10 protein-coding genes are annotated in these 18,004 nt (G+C 33.7%); 1 reads left to right on the top strand and 9 read right to left on the bottom strand.

All coding sequences use genetic code 11. From position 1 onward, the window contains the following. Window positions 1–85: 85 nt before the first annotated feature. The 8 genes from AC3QL1_RS08305 to AC3QL1_RS08270 form a co-directional block, all read right to left on the bottom strand. On the bottom strand, window positions 86–2,227 hold the full coding sequence (locus AC3QL1_RS08305) for a capsule assembly Wzi family protein (RefSeq protein ID WP_492496701.1): 2,142 nt from the start codon (window positions 2,225–2,227) through the stop codon (window positions 86–88). After that, window positions 2,228–2,971 (bottom strand): deoxyribose-phosphate aldolase, encoded by a 744-nt coding sequence (deoC, locus tag AC3QL1_RS08300; protein WP_492496700.1) that lies wholly within the window; start codon window positions 2,969–2,971, stop codon window positions 2,228–2,230. 115 nt (window positions 2,972–3,086) lie between these two features. Next, complete coding sequence (locus AC3QL1_RS08295; RefSeq protein ID WP_492496699.1) at window positions 3,087–3,470, bottom strand: VanZ family protein; 384 nt, start codon at window positions 3,468–3,470, stop codon at window positions 3,087–3,089. Continuing rightward, window positions 3,463–3,843 (bottom strand): glycine cleavage system protein GcvH, encoded by a 381-nt coding sequence (gene gcvH, locus AC3QL1_RS08290; protein WP_492496698.1) that lies wholly within the window; start codon window positions 3,841–3,843, stop codon window positions 3,463–3,465. The genes AC3QL1_RS08295 and gcvH overlap by 8 nt, the downstream gene beginning before the upstream one ends. Window positions 3,844–3,928: 85 nt before the next feature. After that, window positions 3,929–11,191 carry a T9SS outer membrane translocon Sov/SprA gene (gene sov, locus AC3QL1_RS08285; RefSeq protein ID WP_492496697.1) on the bottom strand — a complete coding sequence of 2,421 codons (7,263 nt, stop codon included), beginning with the start codon at window positions 11,189–11,191 and terminating at the stop codon, window positions 3,929–3,931. 23 nt (window positions 11,192–11,214) lie between these two features. Continuing rightward, window positions 11,215–11,796: a Holliday junction branch migration protein RuvA gene (gene ruvA, locus AC3QL1_RS08280; RefSeq protein ID WP_492496695.1), complete on the bottom strand. Its 582-nt coding sequence runs from the start codon at window positions 11,794–11,796 to the stop codon at window positions 11,215–11,217. Window positions 11,797–11,873: 77 nt separating this feature from the next. Continuing rightward, window positions 11,874–14,168 (bottom strand): NADP-dependent malic enzyme, encoded by a 2,295-nt coding sequence (locus AC3QL1_RS08275; RefSeq protein WP_492496694.1) that lies wholly within the window; start codon window positions 14,166–14,168, stop codon window positions 11,874–11,876. Between the two features lie 157 nt (window positions 14,169–14,325). Further along, window positions 14,326–14,751 (bottom strand): CBS domain-containing protein, encoded by a 426-nt coding sequence (locus AC3QL1_RS08270; RefSeq protein ID WP_492496692.1) that lies wholly within the window; start codon window positions 14,749–14,751, stop codon window positions 14,326–14,328. Window positions 14,752–15,527: 776 nt separating this feature from the next. Here AC3QL1_RS08270 and AC3QL1_RS08265 point away from each other — a divergent pair. Continuing rightward, window positions 15,528–15,872: a hypothetical protein gene (locus AC3QL1_RS08265; RefSeq protein ID WP_492496691.1), complete on the top strand. Its 345-nt coding sequence runs from the start codon at window positions 15,528–15,530 to the stop codon at window positions 15,870–15,872. Between the two features lie 119 nt (window positions 15,873–15,991). Here the strand turns inward: AC3QL1_RS08265 and AC3QL1_RS08260 are convergent, their stop codons facing one another. Beyond that, complete coding sequence (locus AC3QL1_RS08260) at window positions 15,992–17,995, bottom strand: OmpA family protein (RefSeq protein WP_492496689.1); 2,004 nt, start codon at window positions 17,993–17,995, stop codon at window positions 15,992–15,994. Window positions 17,996–18,004: the final 9 nt, after the last annotated feature.

Raw genomic sequence — 18,004 nt, 5'->3', positions numbered from 1 at the left:
AAATTAGATTTTTTTTAATAAACCCTTTATAAAATAAGGACTTGCTTATTTTTAACACTATTATTTCGAAAAATCTTATTAAATACTAGTAATCAAAATACCAATTAAAGACATCAGAACGCAATCCAATGGTAAACCACGTTGTACTTTGTTTAAAAGTAGTTGCCGTTTCCTGCGTTGGATCAAAATTTCTATAGATAAAACTTCCAAATAACTTCAAATTAGTCATTGGATTTATTAAATATCCTCCCTGAATATCAGCAATAAAAATACTGGTTTTATTACCCTGCCCTACTTTTACACCTTTATCATACGGACGTTTTTCATCATAGCTTTTATAGATATTCCCGCCATAATTGTAGCTGTCTGTGGCTGTATCAAAATCTAAACCTCTTGTTCCCATTGTAAATTTTGCATCTCCATAAAGACGACCTTTGTGATAACGGCCAATTGCAACAAACTCTTCAAAATTTCCTCCCCACTGGTGTCCAATACTTTGATTATTATGCCCGTAATTGGTAATTACAGCGCTGTGCTCATATACATACGGACGTACGTGATTATATTCAAGCTGCAACAATAAATCTTTAACTTTAAAAGCATTGAAATATTTAGCACCTAATTGATATCCAAATTTATTTTTCCAGCTTTGTTCTCCCGCTGCCATATCTGAAACCGAGAATTCATCTAGTAAAAACTGCCCGTATAAATTCACATTGTTATTCCATTTATATTTAGCCGTCATTCCCAAAAGCGCATTTCCGCTTCGTGAAGAAGAAGCAAACTCAACAGAACGGTAAAATATAATCGGGTTTACAAAATTCACATCAAATCCTCTGTTATTGGTATCTGTCCAGACTACTGATTCAAAAAAACCAAAGTTTAGTTTATTCGAAACATTCCAGCTTAAATAGTGATTCGCCATAAATTTAGACGCATACGTTTTTTCAACCGTAACATCCGGACGTACATCTTTAAGCCACATATAAGTGTTGGTATATTTTATTTTCCAGAAAGTCGTATTGATTTTAAAATAAGGATATGGGCTCGCTCCATCGCTTTCAAGCAACGAACGGTATCCGTCACCAATAAAATTTCTTCCGTAACCTAACTGGAAATCAAAAATTTTACTTGGAGCAAAAGTGATATTAGCTTCTGCCAAAGGAAAATCGTAAGCATCTGTTTTAAATCTTTTTGCAATTCCCATTCCCGGAATAATAGCCGGATTTCCTCCAGATGGTTTCAATGTTTCGGCATAATCATTATAATAACCCGCAAAACGTCCCTGGCTTTCAAAAACAGTCGTTGTAAAGTTGATTTGTTTTCCTAAACCTCCTCTAAAATTTAGCGCACGTGTATTTACATAACTGTAAGAAGCATCAAGATCCGAAGCTTTACCCATTTGCAGATCCACGATTGGGTTTAATGCCAGCCAGTAATCTTCTCCCTGAATCTGAACCATATTTTCATTCCACCATTTTCTTCCCAACCAGGACGAAACATTCTTTTGAAGTGATTGATTTACGGCTTTTAAGTTATAATATTTTGAAACCTCAGCATACGTATATGGTTTTGAAGCTGTATGATTATTACTTCCCACCTGATTCATTGCGCTGTCAAATTGCGCATAATAACTATGAGAAAACGGAATATTTAAATGACTTTCAAATTCCGGATTATTGTATTTTTTATACACAATACTGTCCAATTCCGTCATTGGTTTTTCAAGTGGTTTTTCTATTTGGGCTGCAGCCAAAGCTTCTGCAGCAATCTGATCGGCACTTTTTAAAGGAATTGAAATTGAAATGGTATATTTAGAATAAGTTGGTTTTCCGCTGTAAGTTGAAGGTTTGATTTTTGGAAATTTACCAAAAACACGTTTCGCTTCTTCTGATAAAGCTTCATTTTCTGCCTCAACATAAATTACTTTAAATTCTCCGTTAACATCTACTTCAAAAAGTACCCTTACTTCACCTTTATAATTAACTTGTTTTAAATTTTCAGGAATTTCAAAATTATGATAAACAAAATCCTGAACTTCTTTATAAAAACAAGTTTCTAAGTTTTTTGACTGTAAATTTTCACAGTTTGGAAAAACAGGAAATTGCTCTGTTGCAAAACCAGCTTTAACCGAACTATTATTAGTTTCTTGTGAAAATGCGACTGATGAAGATAATATAAGAATAAAAAATAGGAAATTCTTAATGATGTAAAATTTGGTTTTCATTTAATATTGATTTGGGGTATTTCCTCCGTTTGCAATTACTTTTGCCGCCGAAGTTCCAATTCGCTTAACTCCTAAACGAATCATTTCTATTGCGTCATTATATGTTCGAACTCCTCCGGCCGCCTTTACAGGCAGTGGAGAAGCATTTTCTAACATCATAATTATAGTTGGAATAGTTGCTCCGTTTGGCAAATCATTTTCAGTTTTAAAAAAACCTGTTGATGATTTCACAAAAACCGAGGCATAATTTTCTTCTTTGAAATTTGATATCACAACGTTTTTTATCAAAGCCGAAAGCTGAATAATTTCTTTATCTGTGAGAGCTGCAACTTCAATAATCCATTTTACTGTTTTATTGTGCGCTAATCCAATTTGTGTTGCTATTAAAATTTCCTGTTTTACTAATGCAATATTTCCATCTTTAAAAGCTTCGTAATTGCACACAAAATCCAGATCATCTGCGCCATTTTCAATTGCTTGGTTTGCTTCTTTTATTTTGGTTTCAAGATCTGAGTTCCCTTCCGGAAAATCAATAACAGTTCCAACAAGCAAAGCTGAATTTGAGCTTACAATCATTTCTTTTGCCAAACTTACATATTCCGGCCGAATCATAATCAGCTTAAAATTTTCGGCGATGGCTTCAGAAATTGCATTTTTAACCACAAGAGTATTTTCCTCATCCGATAGTCCGGCCTGAGAAGCAGTTTTTAAGTAGGTAGAATCTAAATATTGCTTAATATTCATGATTTTTAGATACATGTGGAATTTCGACAAAAATACATTTAAAATTCAGAAAAAAAACCTCTTTTTGAATCTTCATTTTTTGGTAATAAAAAACCCACCGAAGTGGGTCTTTATTTTATATTCTATCGATTTGTTTTTTAAAAGCTATAGCCGTAAAAATACCAATTGTAGCTCCTATTGCATTTGCCAGAATATCTGTGACATCTGCAGATCTTGTCACTGTTAAGACACTTTGCAGGATTTCGATTGTAATTCCGAAAAAAACCGAAAATATAAACGAAATCAAATAGGCTTTATAATCATCAGGTGCTTTCCCTTTTAGTTCTTTTTTAAAAAATAAAATCCAGGAAATTGTAAATCCGAAATGAAAACAAAAATGTACAATTTTATCAACACTGGGAATGTTTACCGCAGGAATATTACTTGCATCTGTCAAACAAAAATAAGTGATAATTCCTGAACAGATAATCGCCCAGAGAAGCAATAGTTGTTTAGGCACCGATAAGTTGTTTATAAGCTTCGTCAGATAATAAAGTATCTATTTCTGATGCATCAGCAATTTTTATTTTGATCATCCATCCCGCTCCGTAAGGATCAGAATTTACTGTTTCAGGAGCGCTTTCAAGACTTTCATTAAAAGCAATAATTTCTCCGGTTAAAGGCAAAAATAAATCCGAAACTGTTTTTACAGCTTCAACTGTTCCAAAAACCTCATCTTTATCAAGTGTCTGATCTAAAGTTTCTACTTCAACATACACGATATCCCCTAACTCTTTTTGAGCAAAATGAGTAATTCCTACAGTTGCAACATCTCCTTCGATGCTAACCCATTCGTGATCTTTTGTGTACTTTAAATTTGCTGGTATACTCATAATAGTATGTTTGAAAATTGATAATTTAATAATTGAGTCACAAATGTAATAATCTTCTAATGAAATCCCATTTAGAAACTTAAAATTAATTTCCGAAATTATATCGAAGCGTAAAGCCCGATCTGATATTCGTTAACGGGAATGATGTCGATATTACAGCTTTCGAGAACGAGTGATCGTAATAGAATATTGCTGTCAGGTTTTTACTAAACGAGTAATCTGCCGTAACTTTAAGTGACCAAATATTTTGCCCTGCTGCCAATTGGTTATTATCGTAATCTAAATATCGCACTAATGTCTGGTTATTTCTCATTGAGAAATCAGCTTTTAGATTGATATCACTTTTAATAATTCCTGTCGGGTTATCTGCCAGTCTTGAAGAGAAAATCACATCTTTAAAACGATATCCTAATCCAAGTACGTATTCAATTCCTTTTACTTCTGTCAATAAATTATTGTCAAAACTCATCGATAAAGCCCTGTCTTTTTTGATCTCTGTAAGTAATCTTAAAGAACTTTTCAGCTCAAAATCTACGCGAATAAGCGGACTAAACTGCTCGACTAAATTCACGTTTGACATAATTGTTTTATTGTAAAAATTATAATTCACATCTTGATTTTCTGGAGTTCCCGCAAACTTATCATAATCAAAATTTGATCTGAACTGATTGATGGTATAGGAAGCCCTGTAATTATGCTGTAAAGAGAAACGTTTAAATTTATCTTTAAAGAATTTATAACGCATCAACCCATTGTATTTTATACTCCAGTTTGGAATAGGGAAACTCTTGAAAATCCCTGTCGAAACTCCGGAAGCATCTCCGCCTGAATAAGCCGCTAAAAAGGCCGGCAATAAAACTGCCTGATTACTTTTTCCATATCCAATAGGATATCCTGCGTTAGCCGTATAAATATCTCTTTTGGCTTTATCAGGATCGTTAGTTGGATCTGTAGGCGGTCCCGGAATTGGATTTGCAGCATCTCCGTATCTCGGAATTGCAGTTCCTGCTCCGTAATAATCTTCCGCCAAACGATTTGCTATAATTAAACGATTGTTTCTAAAATCATCAAAAGCAGCAGACTGAGTTTCATTACTGGTCGAAAAAGCCGTTTTGATTAAGACTGTCGAAATCGAGAACATTCCGTAAGTATAAGGAGATAAAGGCTTGTATAGATTATTATTATCTACATCAACAGTATATTGCTCAGATGAATTCTCAGAATACGAACGATCCATCGTTAAATCGATTTTTAAATCCGGCAGCAAGTCCACATTTGCAGTTACTTTTAATAACTTATTTGTTGTCTGTGTATAGTTTTGATTAAATTCCTGATAAGTAGTTAACCATCCGTTTTTAGCTGCTTCGTATCGAATATCATCCTGACTTCCAAAGACAAATCCTAACGATGGTTTTGAGGTTCCAAAGAAACCAACACCCGGAGTATATCCCGGTAAAACTGTACCGCTGTTTTTCGTATAATTAACCTGAATATTTTTTACACTCGTCAAAACTCCTATTAAACCATCATAAAAAGGATTGCTGTTTGTAACCGGTTTTGCCGTATTAACAATTTTTTCTCCCGGTTTTGGCGGTGCAGCAACCTTAGGTTTCGCAGTCGTTTTTGCCCCCGGAGTTAGTCCTAAATACTTATACAACATATTCATATTAAGAGTTGTTGTTAATGTATTTGAATTGGCATTCTGAATAGTATTTCCTAAATCATAAAAAGTTGATGTCCCATCTGTATTCACTTCTTCATATTGAGAAAATGCAGTTGAAGCACGCTGCCAGCTGTAATCTGCCTTATAAGAATAAGTTGCTTTAACAAAACTCAACAACGGAATTTTATTGATTGGAATATCATAATCCAGCACTAATTGCTGAATGTGCTGATTTGGTGTTCCAATGTCAAAATAATCATCCCAAATATTAAAGTCTTCTTTTGGAGAATTATCATCATTTAAGAAGTTCCTAACGATATTATTTGAAGCTGCAGTATAATTTAATTTTAATGATTTTGTCAGATTATAACCAAATCCATATTGATAATTAAAAGCAAAATTTCTTCTGTAAAGCGGATCAATCTGAATTCCTTCAACCTGAACATCTCTATATTGCTGACGATTACTTTGTCTTATAACATTTGTATTAAAAGTAATATTAGAAGGCAGATAATTAAAATTAAAGTCACTTAACAATTTCCAATAATCACTTTTCTTCATGAATTTGGTTTGTTTGAATGGCACTACTTCTTTTGGCTGAAAAGTATAAGCATAATTTACCGCTGTATTAGACTGTTCATCCTCATACGACTCTACTTCATAATCATGGCGTTCTACCTGATTATATGACTGTGAAAATGTTAAGTTCTCTACATCATAAACATGCTGTTTCTGTTCTGGTGCCCTGTCTTTTCTTACGCCAATAAAATTGATACTTTTTCGCTTTGTATAATCTATTGCACGAGTTCTGATATTGTCCTTCTCATCTTGATTTGTAGTTTCTCTCAACAGCTGATCTAATTTAATATCCTGATTAAAAGGATCGTATTCCGGAGTAATTACCTCTTCTCCAATAGCATAATTAAATGGCAGATTGATTCCCCATTTAGGTGGAAGAAGTTTTCCTAAATTTAAATTAGTTACAATGTTATATTGCTGAATGTCTTCACGATCTCTTTCGTTAGCGCCTTGTTCTAAAGATCCAAAACCTATCGTACTTTTTTTACCTGTAGCCGATATAGTAGCAAAATCGGCCATGTTTGTATCGACATTTAAGATCGCAGCCATACCGCCTTTGTTGTCCATATCAGACATACGAAGTTCGTTAAACCACACCTCTCCTTTTATATCCGTACGGTCAGTTCTGTTTTTTACACCGATCATTAAATTCCTTACCATGCCAAAATTAGGATTTCCTTTTATTCCTAATCTTAATTTGCTATTACCATCACCTCCTTCTACGTCGGGGTCATCATCTGGATAATAAATACCATTAATATCTCTTTTAGGAGAATTAATATCTATTGACATGGCTTTGATTTTCATTTTTGTTAATAAATCAAGTGCCAAATCAATATCATTTTCCTCTTTCCAAACCTGCTCAGGGCTTACTGCAGGAGATCCTCCCGGTACTGTGACTTTCAAAGGAATTTCGACCTGATAAAAGTTTTGGGTAAAGTCATTACCAAAACGGATAAATCCTCCCATTTCATCATCTCCTAATGCAGCTTGTTGTGGTAATGATTCAGCATGCAAAAACATTTTAAGTTTTTTATACTGACGCATATCAACACTTACATTTTTGAATACAGCTCGTGAATCATTTATCTGTAATCCTCCTCCGGAAACTCTTAACGCTAATGATTGCTCATTTTGATTGATAATAGTGTTATTATTATACAATTGCTCACGTTGAACTCCTGGCGGAATCACATAATTTACAGGTTCTTTTGTACCATTCTCCTGAACGTTAACTGCTAAAACATCAAAGTCAGTACCATCATCATCCGGATTTGTATCAGTTGCATCAAGACTGCTTGTGTATCTTCTCCATTCTCCTCTTACTAAATCAAGAGCTCCAAAACGAACTGTCATCTGATCATTAAAACCAGTCATAAACATACGCATGAAACGAATAGATCTAAAATCGGTAATATTTCCAATTGTATTTTGTGGCTGCGCTACAGGAATTTTAAACTGAATCCATCTTGCATTTGTTGTACTTCCATTTGGCAGCTCAACGTTACTTACATCACGAATATCAGTAATATAATTTTGTCCAACCTGCATTCCGGGTCTCAGATCAATACTATATTCATAATAGGCATTAATCGTGTTCATTGTATTATCACGATTAATATCCTCAACATCTGGCAATGTTGTAGAACCGCGATTTGGATCGTCAATACTTACAGGCGAGTTTCCTTCCATTCCGTTATATTTTTTATAACGGTCTAAAACTCCTCCTTCGGCATTTAAATAATACGTATAATCATCTGCAGCGGGATCCGCTTCTCCTGCATAACTGCTATAAACTGATCCTTCTCTTGAATTTGGCAAACCATCTAAACCTACGTCTTGATTTTTACGATTATCCGCATTTGTATCAAACGCATAAATTAAGGATTGTGATGCCGGAACATCTCCCCAAATTGGCTGAGGATTTACCATAACCTGATCCGGACCTAATCCATTTTCATATTGTTTTCTTGAGTCTTTTAATACGTCTTCAGAAATTTCACCTAAGTTAAAATAGATTTTACCGACATTATTAGTTTGCGCTTCTCCATTTCCTACATAAGGATCAAGTACCCAAAACTGTATGTATTCCACATTTCCCTGCTCGAAATTGGTTGAATTTAAAGCACGCATAATTCCACCAAAATTTGATGATGCAGGATCTGTATTAAAAGTCGGGTTATTGTTATAAGGCCCTCTTTCTGATGGATAATAACTTAAATCCAGCGTGTTTATAACCTGTATCTGACCTTGCGCAATATCTGTATTTGGATATAACTCTTTGCTATAAATTCTTCTGGTGGTATTTAATGACAAATCATCATTTGAAATACCTGATGGTTTTGCAGAATAAAAAACAGGATCAATAGTATACCATGATAATTTTGCTCTTTTGTAACCATATTTTAAATCTTCAAAATTACCATTAAAAGTAGGATCTCCTGCTGTGGTAATAAATGGCGTCGAAGCTAAACTCCAGGCGTATGCAGAACGCATATCAATGGTAGATTGTGATCCTTCAAAATCATCAATATAGATGGTAGCTTCGCCTTCAAAATCACTTGCTTTTGGAGCATCGGGTTTTAAAAATGCAACTTCTCCACGAATAGAAAGATTAGAAGGAACATCTGTATCAATATTTGGTAACTTATTTACTAATCTCGTAAAGAATGGAACTTCGGTTGAATAATTTCCGTTAAAACCAAAAATTGTATTATTTACTGATTCTTGTCCATAACTTGATTTTTGAGTAAATGGCTTTTCAGTCATTTTTAAATACGTTCCGCCAATAACAAAATTTTCTGAAATTTTATGTTCAATATTGAACCCCATGAACCTTCGGGTTTGTTGTCCAAAAATTGAATTATTTTCTAAGGAAACTTCAATTGGCGTATTTGATGCCTGAAGCGAAGGATCCAGAATTTGTACTCTTCCTAATTGATAATCTACACTATAGTCAATCCCTTCTACCAAAACTCTTCCTGCTGCTGTAACTACAACAGACCCCTGAGGAACATTAAACGCCCCAATAGGAATACCGTTACTTCCGGTAGATTTATATTTTCCGCGTAATAAGAATTTATTTTTATCACTGTCCTGCAAAGCTCCGGATTGCGTATTTCTATACATGTTTCTAAACACGTATTTTCGCTGGTTGTCATTATAGGTAGTTGGATTGTCGTAATCTTCTCCGGCTGAATTTTGCAGTTTGCTAAATAAAAGTTCCCCAAAAGGTTCTTTCGTTGTAAAAATAATTCGACCGTTTTGAGCGTCTACGGTTATGCCGGGAATGTAATCGAAAAAGCCATCGCCTCCCGTTTGAGGATCATTATTATAATTTAATCGGTCTAAGTTGAAAACATTTAATAATGGTGTGTCTTTTACAGCCATATCAGCCGGTGGGTTATCAGGGAATGTAGTTCCTAAAACCGGTGTAATATAATTTATTGGAGACGGATCTGTATAAAGAATGTTTAATCTGAAATCGTCTTGTTTTATCTGATATGCCTGTGGAATTTGATACACGTTTTTCATCATCAAATTCCAAACCGGATTATTAACGTTTGTTAAACTGCTTTTAAGCATTTTCAAAATCAAACTTTGTGTAATAATGGCCTGATTAGCTGTCTGATTTCCTGTAACAACAGTGGCGTCAACACCATCACTTCCAAATTCACCAACCTGATAAACCTGATCTCCTACAGTATATTCAAAAGCTACTGCAAGAATTTCGTCATTTGCCAAACGCTGTTGCAATGAAATATATCCTAATTGCGAATTAAAAGTATATTCGTTTGTTGTTAATTTTCGGGCGTTTTCTAAAACTGAGTAATCCGTTCCTTCACTCACATTTGGAACATCTGCAAGATTAAAACCAGCCTTTGCAGTTACAATCTCTCTAATATTTGAATTTAAATAAGATCCGCCCTGACCAATTGCAGCGGGATTATATTTATTGTTTTTATTGTCTGTTGGAGTACCTATTGCAGTATTAAAAAATCCTGCCGAAGGATTTATAACAACCACTTCATTATCAGTCATACCTGGTATTTGGGCTTCCCCTAAATCCTGAAGTGCAATAACGTTACGTAAGTTATTGTTTGTTGTACTTACCCTGTTTTGTTTGTTTGTTACCCAAACCTCTAATCGCGTAATTTGAACACGGCTTTTGATTAAAGGATATCCTTTTAACGAAGCATCATATTTATCTCTAAAATATTGAGAAAGGAAGAAATGTCGGTCATTATCATAGTCTAGTGCGTAAAGATCAAAATTTTGAACTGTTCCGCCACCTTCTGCAACTATACTCTTGGTTTGTGATTTCTGTTCTGAAAAAACTCCGGTAACAGTTGTTTTACCAAATTGCAATTGTGCCTTTACACCAAATAAACTCTGCGCACCACGAATTAGCGAACTGTTTAATGGCATACTAACATTACCTACTTCTACTTTTTGAACTATATCATCTTCAGAAGGAGTGTAAGCTAGTTTAAATAAATTTTGAAAAGCAAATGTAGATTGTGTATCATAATTAGCATTTACTTCTAATCTGGTACCTACTTTACCCATTAAACTCATACTGATTCGCTGATCAAAATCAAAAGTAAGACTTGATCTGTTTCTTGGAGAAAATGCCGGGTTATCTTGTTTGGTATATCGAACACCTAAGTCCATTTCTACTGATCCTGTAGGCTTTACGTCGATAGTATTACTACCAAAGATACTTTCAAAAAGACTTGAATTAATATAATATCTTGGCAATAAATCTTTTTTAGCAGCTTCACTGCCAGATTTTTTGCCATCAATTGCATCTGATTTTTTTCTGAAATAATCCCGCCTGGATTCTTTCAAAACTAAATCTTCGTATTCTTTTGGTGTTAAGATTATAGGATAATTTATAGAAAAACCATCTACTGAATTTGTGTAAACATAACGATCTGTAATGGGATCATATTTATAAGCCGAAAGGATACTTGGAGGATCTTCGATTTCAACTTTACCTGTAGAGAATTGAGTTTTAGTTGTATCTTGAACTGTTTGATTTACTTGCGCACGCAAAACATTCCCGCAAAACAAAACAAGTAAAAAAATACAAATTTTACGCATAGAATTAGTTTAACTTAATGAGTTTATAAGCTTTTTAACGCCTTTTTGATGATCGTTTCTACGGTTGCTTCCGGATCTTCTTTAATGATCTTTTCAACCACTTTTTCTGAAGTTTTTCGAACAAAACCTAAAACTTCCAAAGCAGATAACGCTTCATCTCGATTTGTATTGTTTTGAACTACCGAAACTTCATCTAAATCGTACAACTTTAACACTTTTTCTTTTAGATCCAGTATAACTCTTTGCGCTGTTTTGTTTCCAATTCCTTTGATAGACTGGATTACACCAACATCTCCAGAGGCAATGGCATTGATAATTTGTCTTGGTTCTATGGATGATAACATTGTTCTGGCAATATTGGCACCAATTCCAGAAACGGATAATAACATCCTGAATATTTCACGTTCAGATTTTTCTACAAATCCAAATAAAGTATGCGCATCTTCTTTGATTTGAAGATGCGTATACAATTTTATAAAATCAGCATTGGGAAGTAATGAGAAGGTATGTAAAGATATATTTACATGGTATCCTACACCGCCACAATCAATTACAACTTCAGTAGGATTTTTTTCTACCAATTTTCCTTGCAAATGTGCTATCATAATTTAATTTAAGACTTCAAATATATAACAATATTGCAATAAAAATACGACAAAATTATTATTAACTTAAAATATACTTACTCTTTAGCAAGTTTGTTTTTTTTATTTTCTTTTTCCTGAGCATCAATTACTGCAATAGCTGCCATATTAACCATCTCTTCTACGCTGGCACCTAATTGAAAAATGTGAACCGGTTTACCCATACCCATCATAATTGGACCGATAGAATTTACTTTGTATAATTCTTTAAGCAATTTATAAGTAATGTTTGCTGATTCTAAGTTAGGGAAAATTAACGTATTAACTTTTTTACCTGCTAATTTAGAGAAAGGGAATTTTTCCTGAAGCATTTCCGGATTCAAAGCAAAATCTGCCTGAATTTCTCCGTCAACAATTAAGTCAGGATGATTTTTATGCAAATATGCTACAGCGTCTCTTACTTTTGCCGCTCCCGGACTTGTTGAAGACCCAAAGTTTGAGAATGAAACCATTGCAATAACTGGTTCAACACCAAACATTTTAGCAGTTTTAGCAGTCATAGTGGCAATATTTACCAAATCTTCAGAAGTTGGATTTATATTGATAGCAGTGTCAGACAAAAACATTGGCCCGCGAGATGTCAACATCATATTTGCAGTCGCTACAAGTGATGCTCCGTGTGCCTTATCAATTAATTGTAACATTGGTTTTACAACGCTTGGATAACTTCTGGTATGACCTGTAACCAATGCATCTGCTTCGCCTGTGTTTACCATCATGGCAGCAAAATAGTTTCTTTCGCGCATGAATTTTTGTGAATCAAGCAACGAAACTCCTCTTCTTTCTCTTGTTTCCCAATATGTGGTTGCAAATTTATTTCGTCTTGCTTCTTCTTCGCTGGTTTTAGGATCGATGATTTCAATTTCAGCATCAAAACCTAATTCTTTTTTAAGCCCTAAGATTATTTCTTTATCACCTAATAAAATTGGAAAACCAATTCCGTCTTCATAAACAATCTGAGCTGCTTTTAGTACATTTAACTGATCTGCCTCTGCAAAAACAATTCGTTTAGGGTCCATTTTTGCACGGTTCGTCATTAAACGCACCATTTTATTATCGTTCCCCATACGTTCGCGAAGCACATCTTCATACGCTGCCCAGTCTGTAATAGGACTTTTTGCAACTCCTGATTCCATAGCTGCTTTTGCAACTGCAGGCGCTACAATCGTAATTAAACGAGGATCAAACGGTTTTGGAATAATATATTCCTGACCGAAACCTAATTTTGTTGCACCATACGCTACGTTAACCTGCTCCGGAACTGGCTCTTTTGCCAAAATAGCCAATGCTTTTACAGCAGCCATTTTCATTGCTTCGTTAATTTTTGTAGCTCTTACATCAAGTGCACCTCTAAAAATATAAGGAAAACCAAGAACGTTATTTACCTGATTAGGAAAGTCAGAACGTCCTGTAGCCATAATAACATCTTTTCGAGTTTCTACAGCTAAATTATAATCGATTTCAGGATTTGGATTCGCCATTGCAAAAACAATTGGACTTTCTTTCATTGTCAACAGCATTTCTGGCGACAAGATATCTCCCGAAGATAATCCGATGAAAACGTCAGCGCCATTTACAGCTTCTGCCAATTCAATTTTTGGACCATCAACAGCATATTTTAATTGTAATTCTGATAATGCAGGATTGTCTTTTGTTAAAAGTCCTTTACTGTTAAACATTAAAATGTTTTCGACTTTTACACCTAATAAAACATATAAATCAGTACAAGCGATTGCAGCCGAACCTGCTCCCGAAACTACTACTTTTACATCTTCTGCTTTTTTTCCTGCTAATTCTAATGCGTTAATTAAAGCTGCCGAAGAAATAATTGCCGTTCCGTGCTGATCATCGTGCATTACCGGAATATCCAATTCTTCAACCAGTCTTCTTTCGATTTCAAAAGATTCCGGTGCTTTAATATCTTCCAGATTTATACCACCAAAAGTTGGTGCAATATTTTTTACCGTCTGGATAAATTCTTCAATATCTTTTGTTCCGATTTCGATATCAAAAACATCAATATCAGAAAATATTTTAAACAATAAACCTTTTCCTTCCATTACTGGTTTAGAAGCCTCAGGACCAATGTCTCCAAGACCTAAAACAGCAGTACCGTTTGAGATAACGGCAACTAAATTTCCTTTTGCTGTATATTTATAAACGTCTTCAACGTTTGCTGCAATTTCTAAACATGGCTCAGCAACACCTGGCGAATAAGCCAAAGATAAGTCTCTTTGGGTTGCGTATTTTTTTGTTGGAACTACCTGAATTTTTCCTGGAGTTGGTTCTGAATGGTACAGTAACGCCTCTCTTCTTTTACTCTCTTTGTTCATTGTTTTTTTGCTTTTATTCTAGCTTACAAAGATATAAGTCTTCACTTAAAATGGCGTATTTTTATAGCTTTCTTTTGTTAAAAAGAAAATTCAGGCAATAAAAAAATAGTCCAAATTTTGTTGGACTATCTGATAAGCGACTATTTTTTTGATTTTTTTACTGTGAAATATAAGAATTCAAATGATTAATTGTGTCTTTTTGAATTTCTATTATTGCTTTTACAACATCACTTATAGAAATTATTCCAACCACAATTCCGTTTTCTAAAACAGGCAAATGTCTGATTCTTTTTGTACTCATAAGTTCCATACAATCTTCAATGTTGTTTGAAAGATTGACAGAAAAAACAGTACTTTCCATGATTTCATGTACAAAAGTTTCTTTGGATGATTTGTCTTTTAAAACAATTTTTCGGGCATAATCTCTTTCAGACAAAATACCTTTTAAATCAGACCCGTCTATTACAAGAATTGCTCCGATATTTTTGTCGCCCATTACTTTCAATGCTTCATAAACAGTTGTTGTTGAACGTACTGAATAAACATTTCTCCCTTTTGCATTTAATATTTGTTCTACAGTCATATCTGAAAAATTTTAGTTCTATAAAGTTAGAAAAAAATAAATATTAACGACAACGAAATCGATTTTTTAAAACCTAATTAATTCATTTTAAACATAATAGCTTCTTTTTCATGTTTTAGAAATTTTACGCTAACAAAATGAATGAATTTTAAGACTTTTTTGCGAAAAATGCAGGGTTTTTGACATTATGGATTTGTGAATGAATAAATTATGAAGAATGGGATTTGAAAAACAGTAAACCCGACAGGTTTTTAAAACCTGTCGGGTTTAACGCAATCTAAGTCACTGCGAGGAACGAAGCAACCACATTACGGATTCACGTTGCATGTTCTCTGGATGTGATTTCTCCTCCGTCGAAATGACAAGATTGCGGTATTATAGATTGAATAATGGATTGCGAATGATGGATTGCGAATGATGGATTAAAATCCATCCCGACAATATGTTTGTTCCTACGGAACGCAAAGAAAATCAACTTCAATTGTCATTTCGGTTATGATTGTGAAAAAAAAATAATTAACATATTATAGTATGTCGGAAATTATAAATGAAAACCACACCTTTGTTAAAGTTAAATAAAGTAAGTAAGTTCCGATGAATTCCTGCAATTACTTATTCAAGAAATTATAATATTCTATTGTTTTAATACCACGATTATCATAAAATACTGAATGCGACATATATGTCGACTTATTATTTCTTATGGTTCAATAGATTTGATTTTGAAAAAATAGACATCAAAAATGTGCAAAAAATATAACTAAAAATATACTCCTATGAAATCAAATGAAACCGAAAAAATGGAAAATCTTAGAAGATTAACTTCTTCTTATTTCAACACCTTAAAACCAACTGGTGATAAAAAAGGAGGTTATGCAGCTCAACTTAAGCTGGCAAATTATTCTGAACTTGGTTGCGTTATTACCGAAATCATAAAATTATGCATTGTAGCTCTTGATCAGCAAGCAAATCAAATTTCTGGTACTATTAAAAATTCACCTATTAATGTATCGCTCATTTTAGAAATGGTATTAGACATATTTCCTTCGGATGAATTTGAAGTATTAGATGATATTAATAAAATGTTTCTTGCCACGGAGATTTCTCCTCCGACAAACTAGATGGATTAAACAAGTAAGATTGCTTCGTTCCTCGCAAAGACATGATTGCGATTATAATTATAAATAAAAAAATCCCTTTTCTAAAATTAAAAAAGGGATTTCATTAAGTAAAAATGCATTTATAAGTAGGTAATTATAAATTCGCTTCGTCTATTTTGCTGATGTTGCTGTTCAGTACATTTTACGCCATCGGCACATTTATTTACTAATTGGGTTTCTCCAAATCCTTTTGCATTTAGTCGATTGCCATCAATTCCTTTTTGTACTAACCAATTTTTGGTCGATTGTGCTCTTTTTTCTGAAAGTATCATATTACTTGCATCTGATTGTCTGCTGTCTGTATGCGAACGAATATCTAATTTCAAGGTTGGATATTGGTTTAAAATATCTACAATTTTCATCAAATCAGGTTCTGAGCTTTTTTTGATTGTGGCTTTCCCCAAGTCAAAAAAGTTCATCGGAATATGCAGTAATTTTGCCAAATCGGTTCCCACTTTAATCGACTTGATTATAACAGGATTTACTTTTGTCGCTTTAACCGTTATTTGTTTTGCTACCAAAGGCGTAAATTTCTTTTGAATCGCAATTGGTAAAGTCGTTTTTCCGTTTAATCGTTTTAATGTTATCGGAGTTTCTTTGATTTCATAATCTGTTTTTGATGTTTTTATGAAATATTTTTTACCGCATTTTACATTTGGAAAAATATAATTTCCATTTTGATCCGAAACAGCTTCTGCAACAAATTGATACGCTTCATTAAACAATGATAAAGTTGCATTTGAAAGCGGTAAGTTGCTTTCGACATCTGTAACAGTTCCCATTAAATCCTGCTCGCAAAGTAGTTTTCGAATTTCGGTAAAACGATAAACATCGTCAAGTCCGTGGCCATTTTCTCTGTTTGAAGAGAAAAAACCGTTTCTGTTTTTACTATTAATTATAAAAGCAAAATCGTCTTGTTTACTGTTTATTGGTTCACCAAGATTTTGCACTTCATCATAAGAACCGTCGTTGTTTATTTTTGAAACAAAAACATCAAGTCCGCCTAAACCCGGACGTCCGTCAGTTGCAAAATAAAGTTCGTTATCATTTGATAAAAACGGAAATGTTTCTCTGCCTTCTGTATTGATTTCTGCACCTAAATTTTCAGGTTTTCCGTACGTTCCATCGGCATTTATACTTACTTTAAACAAATCAGATTGTCCTAAAGTTCCCGGCATATCAGACGCAAAATATAATGTTTTTTCATCTGGACTTAAAGCCGGATGCGCCACACTATATTGGTCACTATTAAAAGGCAATTCCTGTATACTTCCCCATTCTTCATTAATGAAAATTGCTTTATAAAGTTTTAAAAGTGTAATCTTATTTTCGTTCTGACCTCTTTTACCATTTATAGAATTATTTTTGGTAAAATACATTGTTTTTCCATCTTTTGTAAAAACAGGTGTTGCTTCATTAAATTTGGTTTTTAAATCTTTTTTATGAAAAAATACCGGAGTTCCAATGCTTCCGTCTGGCATTAAATCAACAACATATAATGCTGAAATCGCTTTATTTGTCCATTTAAAATTCTTCTTTACAATACTTCCTGTATCTCTGGCAGAGGTAAAGATTAATTTATCTTCTAAAAGCGTACTTCCATAATCAGAATCTTTAGAGTTAATTCCGGCATCGGCAATTTCATATCGTCCTGAATTTGTTTTAATATCTTCTAAATAACTTCTGTTTTTCTTAAATATAATTCCTCTTTTGTCTAAAGGTGCTTTTTCACTAAAAAGATCCAGAATTTCATCAGATTTTGTATAATTTCCTGATGCTTTTAAACATTGTGAATATCGGTATAAATACTCTGCTTCCTGATTTGGATTAATCGCAAACAGTTCTTCATAGCTTTTTAATGCCTGCGTAAGATCTCCCGTAAAATAATACGAGTTTCCAAGTTTTTGAAGTATGTTTTCGTCTCTATAGCCTTTTTTTATAGCGCTTTCGTATAGTTTTATCGCATCTGCATACGCATAACTATCATACTTTTTATCTGCATTTTTTGCATTAGATTCCTGAGCAATTGCATTGATAAAAAAGCAAAAAAACAAAAAGCCGTAAGCTAAATTTTTAATCATCATATTTAAATT

The organism is Flavobacterium sp. GW823-FHT04A11 (genome assembly GCF_058796535.1).
The sequence above is the reverse complement of the archived record's forward strand: the minus strand, read 5'-3'. Positions and strand labels throughout refer to the sequence as shown.

Coding starts and splice junctions, on each gene's coding strand:
- AC3QL1_RS08270 (WP_492496692.1), bottom strand. CDS start 14,751: ATGACTGTAGAACAAATATTAAATGCAAAAGGGAGAAATGTTTATTCA.
- gcvH (WP_492496698.1), bottom strand. CDS start 3,843: ATGAGTATACCAGCAAATTTAAAGTACACAAAAGATCACGAATGGGTT.
- deoC (WP_492496700.1), bottom strand. CDS start 2,971: ATGAATATTAAGCAATATTTAGATTCTACCTACTTAAAAACTGCTTCT.
- ruvA (WP_492496695.1), bottom strand. CDS start 11,796: ATGATAGCACATTTGCAAGGAAAATTGGTAGAAAAAAATCCTACTGAA.
- AC3QL1_RS08260 (WP_492496689.1), bottom strand. CDS start 17,995: ATGATGATTAAAAATTTAGCTTACGGCTTTTTGTTTTTTTGCTTTTTT.
- AC3QL1_RS08265 (WP_492496691.1), top strand. CDS start 15,528: ATGAAATCAAATGAAACCGAAAAAATGGAAAATCTTAGAAGATTAACT.
- AC3QL1_RS08275 (WP_492496694.1), bottom strand. CDS start 14,168: ATGAACAAAGAGAGTAAAAGAAGAGAGGCGTTACTGTACCATTCAGAA.
- AC3QL1_RS08305 (WP_492496701.1), bottom strand. CDS start 2,227: ATGAAAACCAAATTTTACATCATTAAGAATTTCCTATTTTTTATTCTT.
- sov (WP_492496697.1), bottom strand. CDS start 11,191: ATGCGTAAAATTTGTATTTTTTTACTTGTTTTGTTTTGCGGGAATGTT.